Here is a 17024-nt window from a genome sequence, read left to right on the forward strand (position 1 = left end):
TCTCGTTTTCGGGGGCGCGATTGCGGATCATCTCATTTCTTATGTTTTTTTTTGCCGGATCGCGAGGATCCGGAACGAGGTTTGCGACAAATCGCTGCGCCCGCGATCAAGCCAATTCGGCTGCAAAACGTGCCACTTTTGTCTGGGGCCGTTGCGTGGAGAGGGGCGCAAGTGTCGCCGGGATCATTTGTGATTTTGAGCGAGTCGTCCCTGTCAGTACTTCTGTGAGCTTTTACGCGTTACAATGGATCGTCCGTTGGGACGTTTTCGGTTCCATTGAGATCCGATCGGTTCGTAAAAGGGGTGCGTCCCACGCGATTTCTCCGATAGGCTCGAGGGCAACGGCGCGACCGTCGCCAGGAGGATTTGGTGAACCCGACCTCAAACGAGACCCTCTCGACGTTCTCCGAATCGTGCGGTGCGGGGGCATTGCAGTTGAATGTCCTTGCTGGCGAGGGAAGTCCCGGGACGCAACGATCTTTCGATCAGCCCTTCTTGGTCGTCGGGCGCAGCCCCGACGCGGACTTGCGGATCGACTCCGACCAGGTGAGCGCGCGGCATTGCTACTTGCAGGTGATCGGGGGACGCCTGGTCTCCATCGATCTCGATGGCCAAGGGGGTGTCCTCATTGATGGGACACCTCAGCGGTTTGGTTGGGTCACGCCCGTGACTCAGCTTCAAATTGGTCCGGCCGTGTTTCGGGTTCAGGGAGAGGGGGAGGGGGGGGAGCCACGACTGCATCCGCTCTCCACTCTCTATGCGCGGACGCTGCCAACGACCGCCCTGGAGATCGACGGCGTTGTGGGGCAGACCTATGGGTGGCGGATGAGCCGGGCCCTTGCCCTGATCGGCCGCTCGACCGCTTGCCAGGTTCGCCTGATGAACCCGTCGATCTCGAATTTTCACGCCGCCCTGGTCCGGACTCCCTCGGGCGTCTGGATTGTCGACCTCCTCTCTCGCGAAGGGCTTGAGGTCGACGGGGCGTACGTGCGGGCCGCCCGGCTCGAAGAGGGGTCGGCCTGCCGGTTGGGAACCTTCACGCTTCGTTTCTGTCGCGGGACGCTCGCCCCCACCCCGCCTCGTCGATCCGAGGTGTCTCGGTTATTGTCAGCGCCGGCGTCCTCGGCTCCACAGGCCGCGAATTCTGCAGAACGCTCGGTGCTCCTGGCGGCTCCCACGACGGCGGAGACCCTGTTTTCGCTGGCGGCCACCCGGTCGTCGAATCCGGCCGGAGGCGAGTCGACGCTCCGGCCGACCTGGAATCCGCTGGAGCCGGCTCTCGACGCTCCCCAGCAGTCGATCATGATGCTGCTGGCGCAAATGCTGGGCACCATGCATCGCGATCACATGGACTTGGTCAAGGATGAGCTGGTCGAGATCCGTCGGCTCGCCGAGGAAATGCACGCCCTTCGCGTGGAGATCGGCCAACGCCCCGCGACTGAGCCCGCCGCCCCGGTTCCTCCCGAGGTCACGGCCGCGCCGGCGAAGGGACCGGTCGTTGAGCCGGTCGCCATCGGCCCGGCCGCGCCGGCGGATGCCGCTCGGGTTGCGGGGAATGCCGGTCCGGGGCCGGGACCGGGAGCGGGAGCGAACCGAGGGGAGGAGGCCGCCAGTGTGCCGCGCGATCCCAGGGAGTGCCTGGCCATCGCCAGCCGGTTCCTTGCCTCGTACGAGCGGAAACAGGAGGGGCACTGGTCGCGCATTCTCCGCGTTCTCACCGGCGCCTCGCGGAACCAGGACCCGGGGCGAGGGCCGCTCGAACAGGCCCCGCTCGGGTGAACACGCCTTGCAAACGGGAGAAATGGCGGTTTATCTTTCGTTGATTTGGGTTTAGTAAGGCGGCGAACGGGCGGAAATCTCCAGAATCGTTCCAGATTAGTGAATGAAAAAACCGTGTCAGTTGCTTGACAGAGGTTTCTGGAGGTGTAAAATTTCTGAACCTTGGAAGGTTGGGATGGTTCAGTTTGCGCTGGCAGATTGTGGAAAATTACCGGCTTACTGCAACCTTGACGATTTTTTTGGTGGTATTTGTTAGGTGAGTGGCCGGAGAGTCGACCGAGCAAGGGGTTGATTCTCGCTTTTGGTTCGACGATAACTATGATGCGTGCGATCATCCGATCGCTTTCGAGATGCGATTCGGTTTGACGAAACGATCACTTTCTTCTGTAGGAGGCTGCCGATGACTGTTTCTCGCAAAGTCTTGAGCTTGGCTGTCCTCGTTGGAGGGTGGTCGATCCTATCTCCCACCTTCGCCGAGGCGAAGACTCGCCCTAACGTTAAAAACCAGAAGGCGCTTCGCGCCCTGGTGAGCGCCCGCCAGACCGAGAGCCTGAGCCCCGATTTGGGCTTTGGGTCGGTGACCCTGCCGCTCAACCAGAGGCAGGTCAATCAGTTCCTCAACAACTACTTCCGTCAGCCCAACGCGCGGATCTCCGCGTCCTTGCGGGCGAACCCGTACTCGGCTGAGGCGAACGCCCGCCGTGCCTTCGCTCTCGAAGTCTTCCGTGAGCGAGCGATGTTGAAGATCAGCGGTATCGCGGGGGGCGTCTTCTTCTCGCCTCCGGCCGGGACCCCCTATTACCCGGTGGCTGCGAATAACTTCCTGCAGCGCCTGCCGATCTTCCGGGTCCTTGGCATCTTCTGAGCCTGAACCCAGCGAGTCGGCCTTGATTTCGGGAGGGATGGTGTGGCTTCACTGCCGTACCATCCCTTTTTTTGTGTTGCGGCGGCCCGCTCTTTCTCTCATTCTATTTCATGGTTCCTTCCTGGGGGGAAGAGGGGGGGCGGCTCCCGCCTGGGTGGCCTTCCAAGCCGTTGTCAGTCTCGTGTTTTACTCCTGGTTTGTGAAGAATTTCGTTGACATAAAGGGGTGGCGAGCGTCTTGTATTAAGAATTGTGAAGCTCACGTTCGCCGTAAAGAACTAAATAAATAAGAGTTAATAGATCCGAGGGGGCGGATTCTTCAGCTTCGCGCCGATCGGCCAACTTTGGGCCAACCGGAATGGACGGCGTGTGGAGGCGTGATGGACAACGAGAAGCGGCACGAGATCAAGGTGATGGTTGATGTCACCGTGGAGTCGTTGATCGAGGATGCGCGAGGTGGCGCTCAGAAATCGTTGGGGGACGCGCTCGAGGCGCTCCGGCCATACCTGGTCCGAATCGCGATGAACGAGCTGGCCCCCGATCTTCGGCCCAAGGGGGATGTGTCGGATTTGGTGCAGGAGACGTTTCTCGAGGCCGCACGCGACTTCGGGAACTTCACTGGTCGGACGGGCCCCGAATGGCGGTCGTGGTTGCGACGGATCTTTTTCAACAACCTGAATCTGCTGGCGCGGACTTACCGCAACACCATCAAACGCGACGTCGGCGTGGAGGTCTCCCTCGACCAGGTGAAGGCGGCGGGGGTCAACGACCACAACCTGGTTCTCAGCGGTTCATCGCCAAGTTCCGTGGTGATGAAGAAGGAAATGGGCGAGGTCATCCAGGATGCCCTGACCCAGCTCACCGATCGGGAACGCCAGTTGCTCATCATGAGGTTCCGGGAGCAATGCACCTTCGAGGAGATGGGTCGAAGGCTTGGCTACTCGCCGGTCGCCGCCCGCAAGGCCCTGCGTAAAGCGGTCGCCCGCGTGCGGGAGCAAGTGGATTTCTCGTCAATGGCCGGTTGAGGCTGTCGACAGCGATCTTCGTACGGGGCGAAGGGGCAGGGGTCGGTCGGACCCCGGCCCCCTCGTTGTGAGCCACGCGCGGGCGAACGGTTCTAGGGAGCGGGAGCCGGTGTGGGGCGGCTCGTCCCCATGGTCTTGATTCGCTCGGCCGCCAGGCGGGCCGTGGGGGTCTTCGGATAGACTCGCACGATCTGTTGAAAGTATCCCGACGCCAGTTCCCGGTTGCCCGACGCCTCGATGGTGCGCGCTTGCTTCATCAAGAGGCCCGCGCGCACCTCCTGGGCGTCGACTTCCAGCCTTTCGGTCAGCCCCTTGATCCGCCCGACGGCGATTCGGGTCTCCTGCGACCCTGGGTGCGTGCGTTCGAGGGTTCGATAGGCGACGAGGGCTTCCACGGCCTTGCCGGCCGCATCCCGCTCTTGGGCCATCGTGAGGAGCTCCGGCGCGGAGAGAGGCTTCGTCGGCGCTGAGACGAGGGCCCGCGCGGGATTCGGAAGCGATCGCCGGGCGGGCTGGGGTCCCCCAATGCCGGTTCGTTGCGACGTGGAGGCGTCTCCCGGCGCCGGGCTCGCGGGCTGGGAACTCTCCCTCGTCACGACGTCGGCCCGTGGCAATAGCGACGGCGACGGGGCCGAAGGTGAGGATGTGTCCAGGATAACAGGGGCCGTTGACGCGAAGGCCACGGGTCGAGCCGGCGACGACGCTTCGGGGCGTGGAGCCTGAGTCGCAATGGCAGGCGCTCCCGACGCTGTGGCTCGGCCGGGCTTGGCCGTGGTTTCGCGCTCGATGCGCGCGGGTGCGAGGGGAAGTTTGCCCCTTTCTTGATTCGTGACAGGAATGTCCGTGGTTTCGCGCTCGATGGGCGTGGGGGCGGACACAAGAGCAGGAGTTTCAGGCCCCTTGGTCTTTTCCCGGGGGCTGGCGGGAGCGTCAACGATTTCGAGCTCGATCCGAGTGGGGGCGGGAGCTGGGGCAGCAGCAAGAGTCTTGGGGGCTTCGGTTTCCGCTCCGACTCCAAGGGGCGCTGGCGGTGGGATCAGGCGGGTGATATGGAAGTCGAGGGTGTAGAGCGTCTGGCCCTGGAACGGGCCGGCAAGCACCTTGATCGCAAAATAGGTGCATTTGAGCGGCGGCCCCTCCTTGGCCCCCGCGACCTCGACCGTCTCGACGGCGAGCAGTTGAACGTCCGTTTTGGGGGCCAGGTGGACGAGTTTCGCCTCGGCGGCGGGGTCGCCGGCCGCCTGGTTTTCATCGTCCGGGGCGAGCATGCTTTTGATGAAATTGCGGCAGTCCGGACTGGTCGAGGCGCACCAGAGGTCGAACGGGATCTTCTCGGAATCGAGCGAGTAGAGCACGGCCCGATCGCCAACCTTCGGCACGTAATCCGGGTCGGGGATCACGGCTGCGGCCTTCTCCCCGGCTGTCGGCTCGCCCCCGATCACGAGGACAGGCCAGAGAAGAACAAGCAGCATCCCCATCATCCTGTGCATATTCGCCTCGGAGCCATTGGGCTATTCTTTATTTTTGGCTTGTGGAGTGGGTGCACATCGCATCACCGCGCTCCCAAAACGGGAGCATGCCGTTTATCTCAAGCGAGGAGCCGGTTGGTTTCCGCCGCCGCTTCCGCTTCCAACGGCCGGCGCCGTGATCGGGGCGAACCGGAGCCGAGGCAGGTCCGCAAGCGTGAGGGTTGGCACGAGGTCGAACCCGGGGAATTCGCGCCGAGCCGCCGGCCACGGCGTGCGGGCCACGGCGGTGCCTCCCTGGCGTGGGGGCGTTGTGGCCGAAGATGACGTTCCGTTGGCCTTAGGTGCCGGGGAGAGCCGGTCGCGGACCGGCTTCGGCTTTGGCTGGAAGATGAGATAAGGCGGTGGATTCCGATTTTGGGCCGGGGTGCCCGGCAGCCGTACCGGGACGCGCTCGATCGCAGCCAGCATGGTCGGCTTGCGCCCCTCAGGCCGCGCGGTCTGGTTCGTTGCGGGGGAGTGCCCCGCGTTCGCGTTCGCCGCGCCCCGCTTCGGCGCGAAGAAGAGCAGGCGGGGTTGGGGCGGCGTCAGCGGGAGCCCGTCGCCAGCGACCGCGGCCTTTAGGGCCAAGGCCGGCCGCTTCGAACTTGGATCGAGACCGGAGCCGGGAGTCGGAGGTGGCCCCGGGGGAACTTGCCCGGTCGCAGGCGCAGTTGTCGGCGTCTGGGCGGTCTTCTTTTTCTCGGGCGTGAAGAAGCGGTAGGAAGGACGCCGTTCGTCGACGGGAGCGGGCGTTATGGGGGGCGTTTTTTTCCCAGGAGTGAAGAAAAGGTAAGCGGGACGTTGCGCCTCGACGAGAGGGCCGGCGGCAGTTTGCCCCTTCTCAGCCCCTGCCGGGTGCTGGGGGGGGCGTTTGCTTCCCGAGAAGAAGAGATAGGCTTGATGAGGCGATCTACGGGCCGCGGACACCGGAAGGGAAGCGTTCGCCTGGGGTGGCTGTTTGGGGCTTGGACTCGAGCCTGCGAGGGCTCCGCCCGGTTCCCCGGCGCGGGCCGGTCCGGCGCAGAGCATCCCGGCCACGAGCCAGGCTCCCGTCATTCCGGCCAGGGCAAGCCGGTGCACTCGAAAAATCAAGGCATGACGGGGCACCGTCGCTCCCATTTGAACGTCTCCTGACGTCGAGCTATTCAACGCGAGCCCGCTTGAACATCGGGAGTCACGTAGTGAGCAAATCCTGTCGCTATGATCGGAACAGTTGACCCAAGAGTTGAGCGGAGTCGTTCCGGAAAGCCGTGAGCCGCTTCAAGCTTTGGCACGGTCGGCGGACTTGGATCGAGGCTTGACAGTTTCTTTTTGTTTTTTTTCGGCCGGTCCGGCGCAGGGCGTTTCGGCCGTGGCGATCGCAGAGCGTTGCATGTATGAGGAGAAGACGCACAATAAAGGTGTTGCAGTTCATAGACTTTTGAAAAAAATGATCGTGTTATCTGACGAGGTCATGATAGATTAAGGGTTCACGCTCCTTGAAACCACGGTCTTAGGCAGCAAGTCAACATCCGGACGGGGCAAGGCCCCGGACTTCACCTGCCGGTGTCCTGGCTTCGATAGCGTGGAGTGGACCTGAGAATTGGCCTCGAACCTCGGGAGGGATCCGCAGCGGAGGAGTCTCCGCAGTCTCGCCGAGGTCTGGGCGCAAACCAAATAGGGGGCATCTTGAGATGGCTACGACTGATACTCGTGCGGAAGTTCTGATGCCAAGTGCTCGTTCGGCAGCCGCGAAGGCTCGGGTCAAGAAGGATGCCGAGCAGCGGTTCAAGCGGGCCCAGCGGGCCTCGATTCTCCTGAAGCACGTCAGCGACGCTACCCGGCTCCAGGTTATTTTGCTCCTCGCCGACGGCGAGCGGCATGTGGGCGACCTGAGTGAATCCTTGAACCAGAGCCAGCCCGCTGTCAGCCACCACCTGGCCCTCATGCGTCACGGGGGAATCGTCGTCCCGCGCCGCCAAGGGAAAAATAACTACTACAGCCTCACGGACTCGGGCGAAATTCTGGCCAAGGTCGTTCAGGCCATGACCTCTTGAATGAGTTGATGCATGAAGCGATGTCATTCTTTCGGGATTCCGAGGACCCGGGTGAAGCCGTTCAAGGTTTCACGCCTTGACGTTTGTCACAAGCGGCCGGTCGCCCGAGCGGGGGCCCCAATACGGGCAGTCCGAGGAACAAGGCCGATTTGAAGCCGATCTTTCGGCATCAACGGTTCTCCATCGCGGCAGAACCTGTTTTCCACGGTCGCCTCGGCTGCCGGTCTTTGTACAGATTCTCCCGGGTTCACGTCAAGACTTTGACACGCTTCGCGGCCGTCCGCTGTCTCCGATTTTCCCCTTCCCCCCCCCTCCCTTCGTTCGACATCCTCCCCTCTCTTTGTTTGACATTCGTCCGATCATCATGCCGTCCTTCCTTGTTGTTTGCTCGAGCCGGTTTCCATCCGCTTTCCAAAGCGTCATCCACGGCGAAACAGTTGGGCCGGCCGTGTTGGTTTTGGTGGATCGTGGCCCGCCCCAGATCCTCAAGGAATGGCCGGAGGAACCACCACTATGTTGAAAAATAGAGACGTGGTGGTGTGACCGTCTCGGTTTTGACCCCGCCGTACCCCTTCATTCCTTCTCGGGAACATCCGAACATCTGACGGATGGAATGGGTGAGGCGGTGCGCCGAGGGCGACCGTCCCCGGGCTTTGCCCTGGCCGGCCGAGTGTGTGCTCACGCGATTTTGGCCGGCCGGAAACGAGCCTGTTAGATCGAGGCTGTGCGGTCCGTACTCTTGAGGCAGGGATGGCTCGTGAGTCGTACGCTGGCGGCGGTCGGCGAGCGTGTCATCTCCGTTCAAGGCTTCTTCGTCGTGGTTCACCGTCCACGCCAGGATGCCTGGCCCTCGGGCCCGGGAGTCCCTTCCCGGGCTCGAGGGATTTTTGCAACACGCCCTTCCGTGTCGCGCGGGATCCGCATTACAGTGAGATTCCCCCCGCCGACATTGGCCACGAATGGCCTATCCGGCGCGAACCCATTTCCACGCCCCCCGCTTATAACAGGCAGGGGTGGTCGCGGGGGCGCGCGGGTTGGGTTTTAACCCTTGGCGTGGGTGCTGGCGAAAGGTCGCGCGCACGTTCCGTTAAGCGAGCGAGACTCTCCGATGTCGTGGAGTAATCGCCCGCCAATCCCAGGGCGGATCAACGTAAAACAAGACTCGTGTCAATGTTTTTTGTTGATTTTTTTGTTTTTTATAACGCTCTGGCGATTCGTCGGTCTATAGTTGCTGGGGACATCTTTCGTGGACAAGCAGATGTCCGTCAGACATATCACAGAAATCTATCGGATGATTTGTTGAGTCGCCGCGATTCCGCGAACGACTCTGTCCAATCTTTTGGAGACCCCCCTTGAAGTGGCTGATTGGCCGCTCAAGGCGCGACTTCATTGCGTTATGACAAACGTCATTTAATGCAGAGGTGTCGTTGTGATCGGCCCACTGTTGCTGCCTCCTTGACTCGACGACGGAGCCTGTCATGCCTCCCCGCCCGCACATCATGACTTTCCGCCAGCTCGAGGAATCGAGAGCCGCCTTGGATAGCGACGTCCAGGTCGTCTCTCGCAGCGAGGTCAGTCGCCCCTTGTTGAACGGGGCCTCGGTCGACTGTCGCTCGGGGGATGCGGCGTGCCTGACGCCAAAGGGGCGCGCCCTGATTTTCTCGATCGTGGTCGTCGAGGCCATCGTTTTTCTCGCGATCGCCATCACTTCGCTTCAAGGGCCGGCCGACCTTTCGCATTCCGCCTGGGTGCTGGCCACTCTCTCGCTCCTCTTCCTCGCCCTGTCGCAACTCCGGCGCTGGGTCACCAGACGCCTGCTGGAAGATTGATTGGCGGTGTGCAGCCCCGAGGTGAATCCACCCGTCTCCTCGCTGTTCAACGCGGGGCGGATCGGTCATCGACCAAGGGAGTCTCGGCCAGGATCTCCTTGAGCCGTTTCAAGGCCCGGAGATGGCGGTTGCTGGCGGCTGAGGTTTTCAGGTTCAGAACCCGCGCGGTCTCTTCATTGCTCAGCATTTCGAAGTGGCGCAGGACCAGGACCTCCCGGTCGATCGGGTCCATCGTGTTGAGCGCCTCCTGAACGCGAATCCGCGTTTCGGTCCGAATCGCTACCCGGCTTGCTGAGGTCAGGCGGCCGAGCAACATCTCGGCCAGTGACGCCGAGGAGGCCTGGGGCATTCCGGCGCGGTGGAGGGAGACTTCCATGCCGGCGTCGCGCATCTTCGCGCCCAGGTGGCGCCTGTGCTGGTCCACCAACTTTTGGCCGGTGAGCATGCGCAGCCAGAGATAAAACGGCAGTGAAGCCTCGGCGGCGTAGTCAGGGTAGCGCTTGGCCAGTTCGAGATAAACTTCCTGAAGGACGTCGGCCGGGTCAAGCCGGCCCTGAAGCCGTCGGTCGAGCCGGAGTCGGACCATCCGCTCGAGCCGCTCCCGGTAGTGCTCGAACAGATCGGCCAGGGCCCGATTGTCCCCGGCCGACGCGCGGGCCAGAAGCAGTTCGGTCTCACTTGAGTTCGTCATCGACACAGCCACTTCGCTCCTCCTCTTCCCAAGCTCGATGGACTGCCGACGGCTCGCAACGAATTCGGGAATTCGGATGTCTTGGCTTGCCGGCGGTCTCGGGAACGAAATTTTTGTGGGGGCAAAGCGCCGACGCTTGCGGGCATGACGATTCGAATCTTTCATGGATTCAGAGAAGTCTAAGCCAAGACGGCAACGATGTCGCGAACGATTCTGGAAAAAAATTGGGTTTGTCCGGTGTTGGAACGGGTTGGTTAGACGGATCTATTATTAAGTGGGTTCTTTTTCGCGTCGTACCATAAAGATTTGTGTGACCGCCCGATCAGACGAGGCTGTGTTCCCGTGAAGCGTTCGCTTTCTGAGCGAAGCAAGTGTTGGCATGCGCGCTGGTCCGTCTCGCTCCCACAGAGGCGAAAGCGGTAGGGGACGTTATTTATAAGATTCCTGATGTTCATTTGAGGAGTATGCCATGCTGCGTCGGACGCGTTCGGCTTTCACGTTGATCGAGCTCTTGGTGGTGATCGCCATCATTGCCGTACTCATTGCCCTGTTATTGCCCGCTGTGCAGGCGGCCCGCGAGGCGGCCCGGCGGTCGCAGTGCGTTAACAACCTGAAGCAGCTCGGTATCGCCCTTCATAACTACCACGACACGGTGGGCTGTCTGCCGATGGGGGCGTTCGACATGACCCACGGATGCCAGCAGTATTCTCCGCTGACGATGCTTCTGCCGCAGTTGGAGCAAAATGCGATTTATAACTCGATGAACTACGCCAACATTTCGGGAGCCTGCTGGCAGATCCTCTATAACCAGACGGGCTTTCGCTCGAGTGTCAACGTATTTCTCTGTCCCTCCGATGTTGACCGGATTACGACGATCGAAGGGCATTCCAACTATTGCGCCAACTGGGGGTCGAAGCCTTACCGCTACTCGGCGAATCCCAACGGCCCCTTCTTCACCACCGACTTCACGAGCCTCGGTGGCTGGAAAGGCGGGATCCCCAAGCCGCTCACTTTGGCTGGGGTCCTGGACGGGACGAGCAACACGGCGGGCTTCAGTGAGCGCAACAAGGGTATTGGCGACGGCCACACTCTCGGGACGTCGATGGCTCTCGATCCGACCACGCCCTCGGCCACTCCATTCAACTTGAGCGGACCGAGCGACGACCCGGCGACCGACACGACCGTGCAAACGTATTATGCGAACTGTAAGGCGCTCGCCCCTATCGCGTCCAATATCTCCAACACCGGAGTTCCCGGCGGCGAGTGGCATCAAATGCTGATGGGGGACACCTGTTACACTCACGTCATGCCGCCGAACAGTCTCACGTGCGTCTACCCGGCGGGGACGGACAAGAACCACCCGCAAGGGGCCTTGACCGCGACGAGCCGACATTCGGGGGTTGTCAACGTCCTCTTCCTCGACGGTACGGTCCGCGCCGTCAAGAGCACCATTGCCCCCGCGACCTGGTGGGCCATCGGCACGTCGGCCAGCAGTGAGGTCGTCTCGGCCGACGCGCTCTGACGTTGCCTTTCGCTGACCATGACCTGACCGTGGTTGGCCGGCGCGGCTCTGCTGTGTGAGTCTCGCGCCGGTCGCAAACTCGCCCTGTTTGTCCGATCGAGGGTCGCCAGTGATGAGACGATTTGTGTTGCCATCGGGAGTTGCGGGAAGAGCTGCCGCATTGATGACCGTGTTGGCCTTGGCTGGATGCGGAGATGGCGCTCCGGCGGTTTCCTCGTCGACCACTGAGGTGACTGTCCACGGGACCGTCACGTACAAGGGGAAGCCCGTCAAGAAAGGAATGATCCGGTTCGATCCCGCCAACATCGCGCGCAGAGACGCTAAAGCCGCCAGCGCCTCGATTGGGGAGGATGGGACTTATACTATCAAGACGCTCCAGGGGGAGAACTCGGTCGGCTTCGAACTCCCCGACCTTGCCAAGAGAGACTTCGCCCTCGCTTCCGCGTCGTTCGTCTACGATGCGCCGGCAGGAGATTCGGCGAAGGATTTCGATCTTGGAAATCAGTGAATATCGAAAAAACAAGAATTTCTTGTATTCAGCGTTCCCTGATTCATTCGCGAAGCTATCTGGCGATCGGGTCGCCGGGGAATGGGGCGTCGAGGATCAGTTGCTCGGCCTCGCGCTGGAGCAAGGTGCAGATCAGCCAGTCGTGCCATCCGGTCTCGAGTTCGGGTTTGGGCAGCTTCTTCTTGATGATCTCGGCAGTCGCCTCCATGGCCGCCTGGGCGAGCCGGTCTTGTCGGAGCTGAGCGAGGGACATGGCGCGGACCAGGTTGATCGGGATATCGCGGTTCCATGACCCGGCGCTTTGTGCCAGGCACTTTTCCGACTCGGCGAGAGCGTCGTCGAACCGGCCAGAGCGGTAAAGCGCCAGCGCGTGGGAGAGCCGGCAATAGGGTAGAAGCGCGAAGCCGTTGGCCTCGGCCGCCGCGACCGACCGCTCGGCGAGTCGGCAGGCCAAGGCGTGCTCGGGTTCGGGCAAAGGGGCGAGCAGGCAGGCTTTGGCGGTTCGCTCGGCGATGGTCGTGTCGGTCGTCGCCCCATAGCGCTCCAGAAGCCGGGCGCAGTGCCGGCGGTAACCCGGCAGGTCGCCCAGTTTGAGATAGAGCGGTGTGCTGTAATAGAATGCGTCGTGATCCGAAGGGTTGAGCTCGATGAGCTTGGCACAGGCCAGGGCGGTCTTCTCCCAGAGCGCCTGACGCGCGAATTCACCGGCCAGGCTGCGATAGTCGCTCGGGCTGGCCGACGACGGGGGGGTGGCCCTTGAAAAGTCCGCGTCGGCCTGCTCGCCACGGCCGAGGCCGAGGAGCGCACGCCCTCGACTGATCCGGAGCCAGGGGTCCTCGGGGTAAGATGTCAGGGCTTCTGTAAGGATCGCGTCGGCCTTGGCCCAGCGCTTCTGCTTCACGAGGTGCTCGCCTCGTTTCCGCCAAAGCTCCAGCGCGAGTTCGGGCTGGAGTGCCATGAGATACTGAAAGGCGTGGTCGCGATTGCAGACCTCGGCGACGAGGTCGGGATTGCGGGAGCCGAGGAGGTACGCCTGGGCGAAATCGGCATCCGCCTCGTTCATGCGGAGCTGCCCGGCGAAGAAGCGGGCACGCTCCATCCGGATCGTGCCGTTCAGCGGCCGCGCCTTGATGGCGGCGGCGAATGCGGTTTCGGCGTCGTCCCACCGCTTCCGGTCGATCCAGACCCGGGCGGGGGCGAGTGGGTCGGGCCCGAAGAGGATCGGGTCGTGGCCTCGATCCGGGTCGGACACCGAGGGATCGCCGGCCGGTTCGAGCCGCTTCCTGGCGAGTCGCCAGGTGTCGTCGTCGAGGAGGTGAACGATCCCTTCGCGACGGGTCTCGAGGCCCGTCATGACCTCGATCGAGGCTTCGATCGAGGGGAAGTCGTCCGGCCACTCGGCGACTCTCCAGAGCCGCCCCGTCTGGTTATGGCTGCCGGTGAGGATGGTCTCGCCGTCGGGGCTGAAGGCGACGGCCTCCACCCATTTCTGATGGCGGAGCGGGGGGCCGATCGGTCGGCCGGTGGCCGCGTCCCAGAGCCGCGCTGTGCCGTCCCAGCTTCCCGTCACGATCCGCCTGCCGTCGCGGCTGAAGGCGAGGGACCGCACGAGGCCCTCGTGCCTCAAAGGGGGGCCGGCGGGTTCGCCCGTGGCCGTTTTCCAGAGCCTGGCGGTGGTGTCGTCGCTGCCGGTGAGCACGGTCTTGCCGTCCGGGCTGAAGGCGACCGCCCGGATCCAGGTTTGGTGGCGGAGCGGAGGCCCGACCGGTTGGCCCGTACCTGCGTTCCAGAGCCTGGCGGTGGTGTCGTCGCTGCCGGTGAGTACGGTCTTGCCGTCGGGGCTGAAGGCGACCGCCGTGACCCAGCGGTGGTGGAGCAGGGGAGGTCCGACGGGTCGCCCGGTGGCCACCTCCCAGATCCTGGCCGAGTTGTCTTCGCTGCCGGTGAGTACGGTCTTGCCGTCGGGGCTGAAGGCGACGGCGACGACGGGGCCTTGATGGTAAAGCGGAGCCCCGACGGGCTGGCCCGAGGCCACCTCCCAGAGCCGCCCCGTGCGATCGTGGCTCCCCGTGAGGGCGAGCTTGCCGTCGGGGCTGAAGGCCAGGGCGCGGACCGGCCCGAGGTGCTGGAAGGGGGGGCGGCTTGGTTTGGCACTGGCGGCGTCCCAGAGCTGTGCGGTGCCGTCCTTGGTCCCCGTGAGGATGATCGAGCCGTCGGGGCTGTAGGCCAATGAGGTGACCGGGCTGCCGTGGTGGAACGAGGGGCCGGCCGGTTGGCCGGTGGCGACGTCCCAGCGCTGCGCTGTGCCGTCGCCGCTTCCGGTCAGGGCGGTAAGGCCGTCGGGGCTGAAGGCGACGACGCCGACCGGTTCCTGATGCTGAAGGGGGAGCCCGACCGGTTCCTTGACGGTCGTGTCCCAGAGCCGTGCGGTCCGATCGTGGCTGCCGGTGAGTACGGCCTTGCCGTCGGGGCTGAAGGCGAGGGTTTCGACGGGTCCTTGGTGGCGGAGCAAGGGGCCGGCCGGCTGGCCGGTGGCGACGTCCCAGAGCCGCGCTGAGCCGTCGCCGCTTCCTGTGAGGGCCGTCTTGCCGTCGGGGCTGAACGCGACCGTTCGCACCGGGCCTTGATGGAGGAGGGGCAGGCAGATGGGGTCGGAGGAGCGGGCGTCCCAGAGTCGGGCCGTACTGTCCTGGCTGCCGGTGAGCACGGTTTTGCCGTCGGGGCTGAAGGCGGCGGCCTCGACCCAGTTCTGATGGCGGAGCGGCGAGCCGATCGGCTTGCCGGTTGCGGCCTCCCAGAGCCTGGCGGTGTTGTCCTGGCCCGCCGTCAAAACGAGCCGGCCGTCGGGGCTGAAGGCGACCACGTCGATCGGCCCTTGGTGGTGGAGCAAGGGGCCGGCGAGCTCTCCCGTGGCGACCTCCCAGAGCCGAGCCACCCCCTCCTGGCTCCCGGTCAGGGCCGTTTTGCCGTCGGGGCTGAAGGCCAATGCCCGGACGACTTTAGGATGAGGCAGAGGGGGGCTGGCGAGTCGGCCGGTGGCGAGATTCCAGAGTCGCGAGGTATTGTCTTCGCTGCCGGTCAGGAGAAATTTGCCGTCGGGACTGAAGGCGACTGCTTCGACGAATCCGTACTGAGCCAAGGCAGGGCCGACGGGCTGGCCGGTGGCGACGTCCCAGAGCCGAGCGGCGCCGTCCTGGCTCCGGGTCAGGATCGTCTTGCCGTCGGGGCTGAAGAGTAGGGTTCGGACGGCCGCTTGGTGGGCCAGGCTGATGTCGGTGAGCTGGCCGGTGGCGACGTCCCAGAACCGGGCCTTGCCGTCGCTGCAACCGGTAGCGAACTTCGTGCCGTCGGGGCTGAAGGCGACCTGGGTGACGAGGCCGCCATGCGAGAAGGCTCCGGTCAGCCTGGGCAGGTAACGACTCCAGGCGGAGAGGTTCGCGCGGGCGGCGTGCCGCAAGGCCGAGTCGTTGACCGCCGTGGCTGCGCGGAGGCTTTCGACCATCAGGAGCAGGCCGCGATCGATCTCGCCCCGCTCGCAGGCGACCTGGCCGCGTTCGAGGTCGAGGACGGCCAGGCGATGATTGGATTCGTTGAGTGAATGGCTGATCTGGTGGGCCAGGCCGGTGATCTTGGCCGTCGCCCTTGCCTGGGAGTTGGCGTAGAGCAAGGCGAGCAGCGCCGCGGTCATCAGCGCGATCGCCGTCGAGCCTGCCGAGACCGCGAGCCCTGGATTGCGCCGGCACCACCGCCAGGACCGTTCGACGGCCCCGGCCTGACGAGCCACGATCGGGCGGTCTTCAAGGAACCGCCGCAGGTCTTCCGCCAGGGCTCCGGGGGTCTGGTAGCGATCGCACGGGTCCTTGGCGATCGCCTTATGAACAATCGTGACGAGGTCCCTCGGCAGGTCGGGGTCGACGACGTCCAGGCGGGGCGGGTCGCCCGAGGTGATCTGGAGGATTAGCCGTTCCTCGCCGTGGTCGGCGAACGCGGGGCGCAACACCAGGAGCTCGTAGAGCGTCAGGCCCAGGGCGTAGATGTCGCCCCGGACGTCGGTCCGCCCCTGAAACCGTTCGGGGGCGAGGTAGCGAAGTGTTCCCAGCAGGTCGCCCGTGTGAGTCAAGTCGGCCGAGCCGCTGGTCTTGGCGAGCCCGAAGTCGGTCAGCCAGACGGTCCCGGACAGGTCCAGGAGCAGGTTCGACGGCTTGATGTCGCGATGCAAGATTCCCTGGCCGTCGGCATGCTCCAGGGCGTCGGCCACCTGGACGCCGATATGGGCGACGCTCCAGGCATACGGCATTCGCGGGTCCGAAAGCGATGCTGAGGACGAGTTCGCCCCCAAGGCGCTGGGGGAAGAGCCCACCGCTGGATTGGGCGAGAGCAGGGCCAGGTTCGCATCAGCTCGGACCGCATCGCCCTGGTCCAACGGCGACAGCGACGGCTCGGAACCCTCCTTGCGGCCGCTCCCCGACCGGAATCGGCCCTCCCAGAGTGAACGCGCGACGTCCGTCGAGGCGTGCGGAGGCGTTGGAAGGGGGCTTCTCCGTCGCTTCCCGTCACTGTTCTGCGGCTCGGCCGCGCTTTTGGAGGAGGAATGCGTGGCGGCCTCGACCTTGGCCTCGCTTCGGATCTGTCGTAGCTCGTCGAGGACGGCGTCGAGGGGGCTTCCCTCGATGTACTGCATCACGTAATAGAGGGTCTCGCCGTCCTGTCCGACCCCGAAGACCGGCACGATGTTCGTATGGTGCAACTGGGCCGCGGCGCGGGCCTCGCGACGGAACCTCTCGATTTGATGAGGGTTTCGATGGGATTCCGGCGGCAGCACCTTGAGTGCCACGCGCCTGCCGAGTGATTCCTGCTCGGCCTCGTAGACGATCCCCATGCCACCGCGTCCGATCCGGCGGACGATGCGGTATTCGCCCAGCTGAGCGAGCGGCTTGCCCTCTCGGATCGGCTCGAGCGCTGACGGTGGCGACTCGGCGCCGGACCGCACCTCTTCGAGCATCACCAAGGCAGGAAAGAGATCCTCGATCCGCTCAGCCAGATCCGGGAATCGCCGCATGTATTCACTGAGCGCGGGCCGTTCGCCACGGCGATACCGCTCCAGGAATTCGTCGGCAAGCCCGCCGAGCGGGTCGTCCTCAAGCTCGCTGTCGTTCATCCCAAGGACGCCCTTCCTCTCGCCCAGGCGGTCGCCCCAAAGGTCTTTCGATTGCTATCGTACGTGCCTGATGAGCATGGAACCAGAGGCGCCTCTCGGCCGCA

The 17024-nt window shown here is 63.9% G+C and carries 11 protein-coding genes; 7 read left to right on the forward strand and 4 right to left on the reverse strand.

Annotation, left to right across the window (positions count from 1 at the left end; genetic code table 11):
- Positions 1-369: 369 nt before the first annotated feature.
- The 3 genes from SINAC_RS38025 (at position 370) to SINAC_RS19365 (ending at position 3668) form a co-directional block, all read left to right on the forward strand.
- Entirely contained in the window at positions 370-1779 is a 1410-nt protein-coding gene (locus SINAC_RS38025; protein WP_015247297.1) for an FHA domain-containing protein, read from the forward strand.
- 400 nt (positions 1780-2179) lie between these two features.
- A complete protein-coding gene (locus SINAC_RS19360; protein ID WP_015247298.1) occupies positions 2180-2644 on the forward strand; it encodes a hypothetical protein in 465 nt (154 codons plus the stop codon).
- Positions 2645-3023: 379 nt separating this feature from the next.
- Positions 3024-3668 carry a sigma-70 family RNA polymerase sigma factor gene (locus SINAC_RS19365; RefSeq protein ID WP_015247299.1) on the forward strand — a complete coding sequence of 215 codons (645 nt, stop codon included), beginning with the start codon at positions 3024-3026 and terminating at the stop codon, positions 3666-3668.
- A 92-nt stretch (positions 3669-3760) separates the two neighbouring features.
- On the opposite strand, the gene SINAC_RS19370 is transcribed toward SINAC_RS19365, so the two are convergent.
- The gene (locus SINAC_RS19370; protein ID WP_026012165.1) at positions 3761-5140 is read right to left on the reverse strand and encodes a hypothetical protein; all 1380 of its coding nucleotides are present in this window, start codon (positions 5138-5140) and stop codon (positions 3761-3763) included.
- A gap of 111 nt (positions 5141-5251) precedes the next feature.
- Positions 5252-6295 carry a hypothetical protein gene (locus SINAC_RS19375; protein WP_015247301.1) on the reverse strand — a complete coding sequence of 348 codons (1044 nt, stop codon included), beginning with the start codon at positions 6293-6295 and terminating at the stop codon, positions 5252-5254.
- A gap of 587 nt (positions 6296-6882) precedes the next feature.
- Between SINAC_RS19375 and SINAC_RS19380 the strand changes: the two genes are divergently transcribed.
- Positions 6883-7212 carry an ArsR/SmtB family transcription factor gene (locus tag SINAC_RS19380; RefSeq protein WP_015247302.1) on the forward strand — a complete coding sequence of 110 codons (330 nt, stop codon included), beginning with the start codon at positions 6883-6885 and terminating at the stop codon, positions 7210-7212.
- A gap of 1478 nt (positions 7213-8690) precedes the next feature.
- Positions 8691-9041 carry a hypothetical protein gene (locus SINAC_RS19385; RefSeq protein WP_015247303.1) on the forward strand — a complete coding sequence of 117 codons (351 nt, stop codon included), beginning with the start codon at positions 8691-8693 and terminating at the stop codon, positions 9039-9041.
- A 46-nt stretch (positions 9042-9087) separates the two neighbouring features.
- Here the strand turns inward: SINAC_RS19385 and SINAC_RS19390 are convergent, their stop codons facing one another.
- Positions 9088-9744 (reverse strand): sigma-70 family RNA polymerase sigma factor, encoded by a 657-nt coding sequence (locus tag SINAC_RS19390; RefSeq protein WP_015247304.1) that lies wholly within the window; start codon positions 9742-9744, stop codon positions 9088-9090.
- A gap of 457 nt (positions 9745-10201) precedes the next feature.
- Between SINAC_RS19390 and SINAC_RS19395 the strand changes: the two genes are divergently transcribed.
- Both SINAC_RS19395 and SINAC_RS19400 read left to right on the forward strand, forming a co-directional pair.
- Positions 10202-11254: a DUF1559 domain-containing protein gene (locus SINAC_RS19395; RefSeq protein WP_015247305.1), complete on the forward strand. Its 1053-nt coding sequence runs from the start codon at positions 10202-10204 to the stop codon at positions 11252-11254.
- A 163-nt stretch (positions 11255-11417) separates the two neighbouring features.
- Entirely contained in the window at positions 11418-11762 is a 345-nt protein-coding gene (locus SINAC_RS19400; RefSeq protein WP_020467360.1) for a hypothetical protein, read from the forward strand.
- Between the two features lie 55 nt (positions 11763-11817).
- On the opposite strand, the gene SINAC_RS38030 is transcribed toward SINAC_RS19400, so the two are convergent.
- Positions 11818-16920, reverse strand: a complete 5103-nt coding sequence (locus tag SINAC_RS38030) for a protein kinase domain-containing protein (RefSeq protein WP_015247307.1) — start codon at positions 16918-16920, stop codon at positions 11818-11820.
- Positions 16921-17024 lie beyond the last annotated feature (104 nt).

The sequence above is a fragment of the Singulisphaera acidiphila DSM 18658 genome (assembly GCF_000242455.2).
Taxonomy (GTDB): domain Bacteria; phylum Planctomycetota; class Planctomycetia; order Isosphaerales; family Isosphaeraceae; genus Singulisphaera; species Singulisphaera acidiphila.

Bases quoted from the DNA above. Each gene is read 5' to 3' on its own strand.
- SINAC_RS19360 (WP_015247298.1), top strand. From the start codon at position 2,180: ATGACTGTTTCTCGCAAAGTCTTGAGCTTGGCTGTCCTCGTTGGAGGG.
- SINAC_RS19370 (WP_026012165.1), bottom strand. From the start codon at position 5,140: ATGCTGCTTGTTCTTCTCTGGCCTGTCCTCGTGATCGGGGGCGAGCCG.
- SINAC_RS19400 (WP_020467360.1), top strand. From the start codon at position 11,418: ATGACCGTGTTGGCCTTGGCTGGATGCGGAGATGGCGCTCCGGCGGTT.
- SINAC_RS19380 (WP_015247302.1), top strand. From the start codon at position 6,883: ATGCCAAGTGCTCGTTCGGCAGCCGCGAAGGCTCGGGTCAAGAAGGAT.
- SINAC_RS19375 (WP_015247301.1), bottom strand. From the start codon at position 6,295: ATGGGAGCGACGGTGCCCCGTCATGCCTTGATTTTTCGAGTGCACCGG.
- SINAC_RS19385 (WP_015247303.1), top strand. From the start codon at position 8,691: ATGCCTCCCCGCCCGCACATCATGACTTTCCGCCAGCTCGAGGAATCG.
- SINAC_RS19395 (WP_015247305.1), top strand. From the start codon at position 10,202: ATGCTGCGTCGGACGCGTTCGGCTTTCACGTTGATCGAGCTCTTGGTG.
- SINAC_RS38030 (WP_015247307.1), bottom strand. From the start codon at position 16,920: ATGAACGACAGCGAGCTTGAGGACGACCCGCTCGGCGGGCTTGCCGAC.
- SINAC_RS19365 (WP_015247299.1), top strand. From the start codon at position 3,024: ATGGACAACGAGAAGCGGCACGAGATCAAGGTGATGGTTGATGTCACC.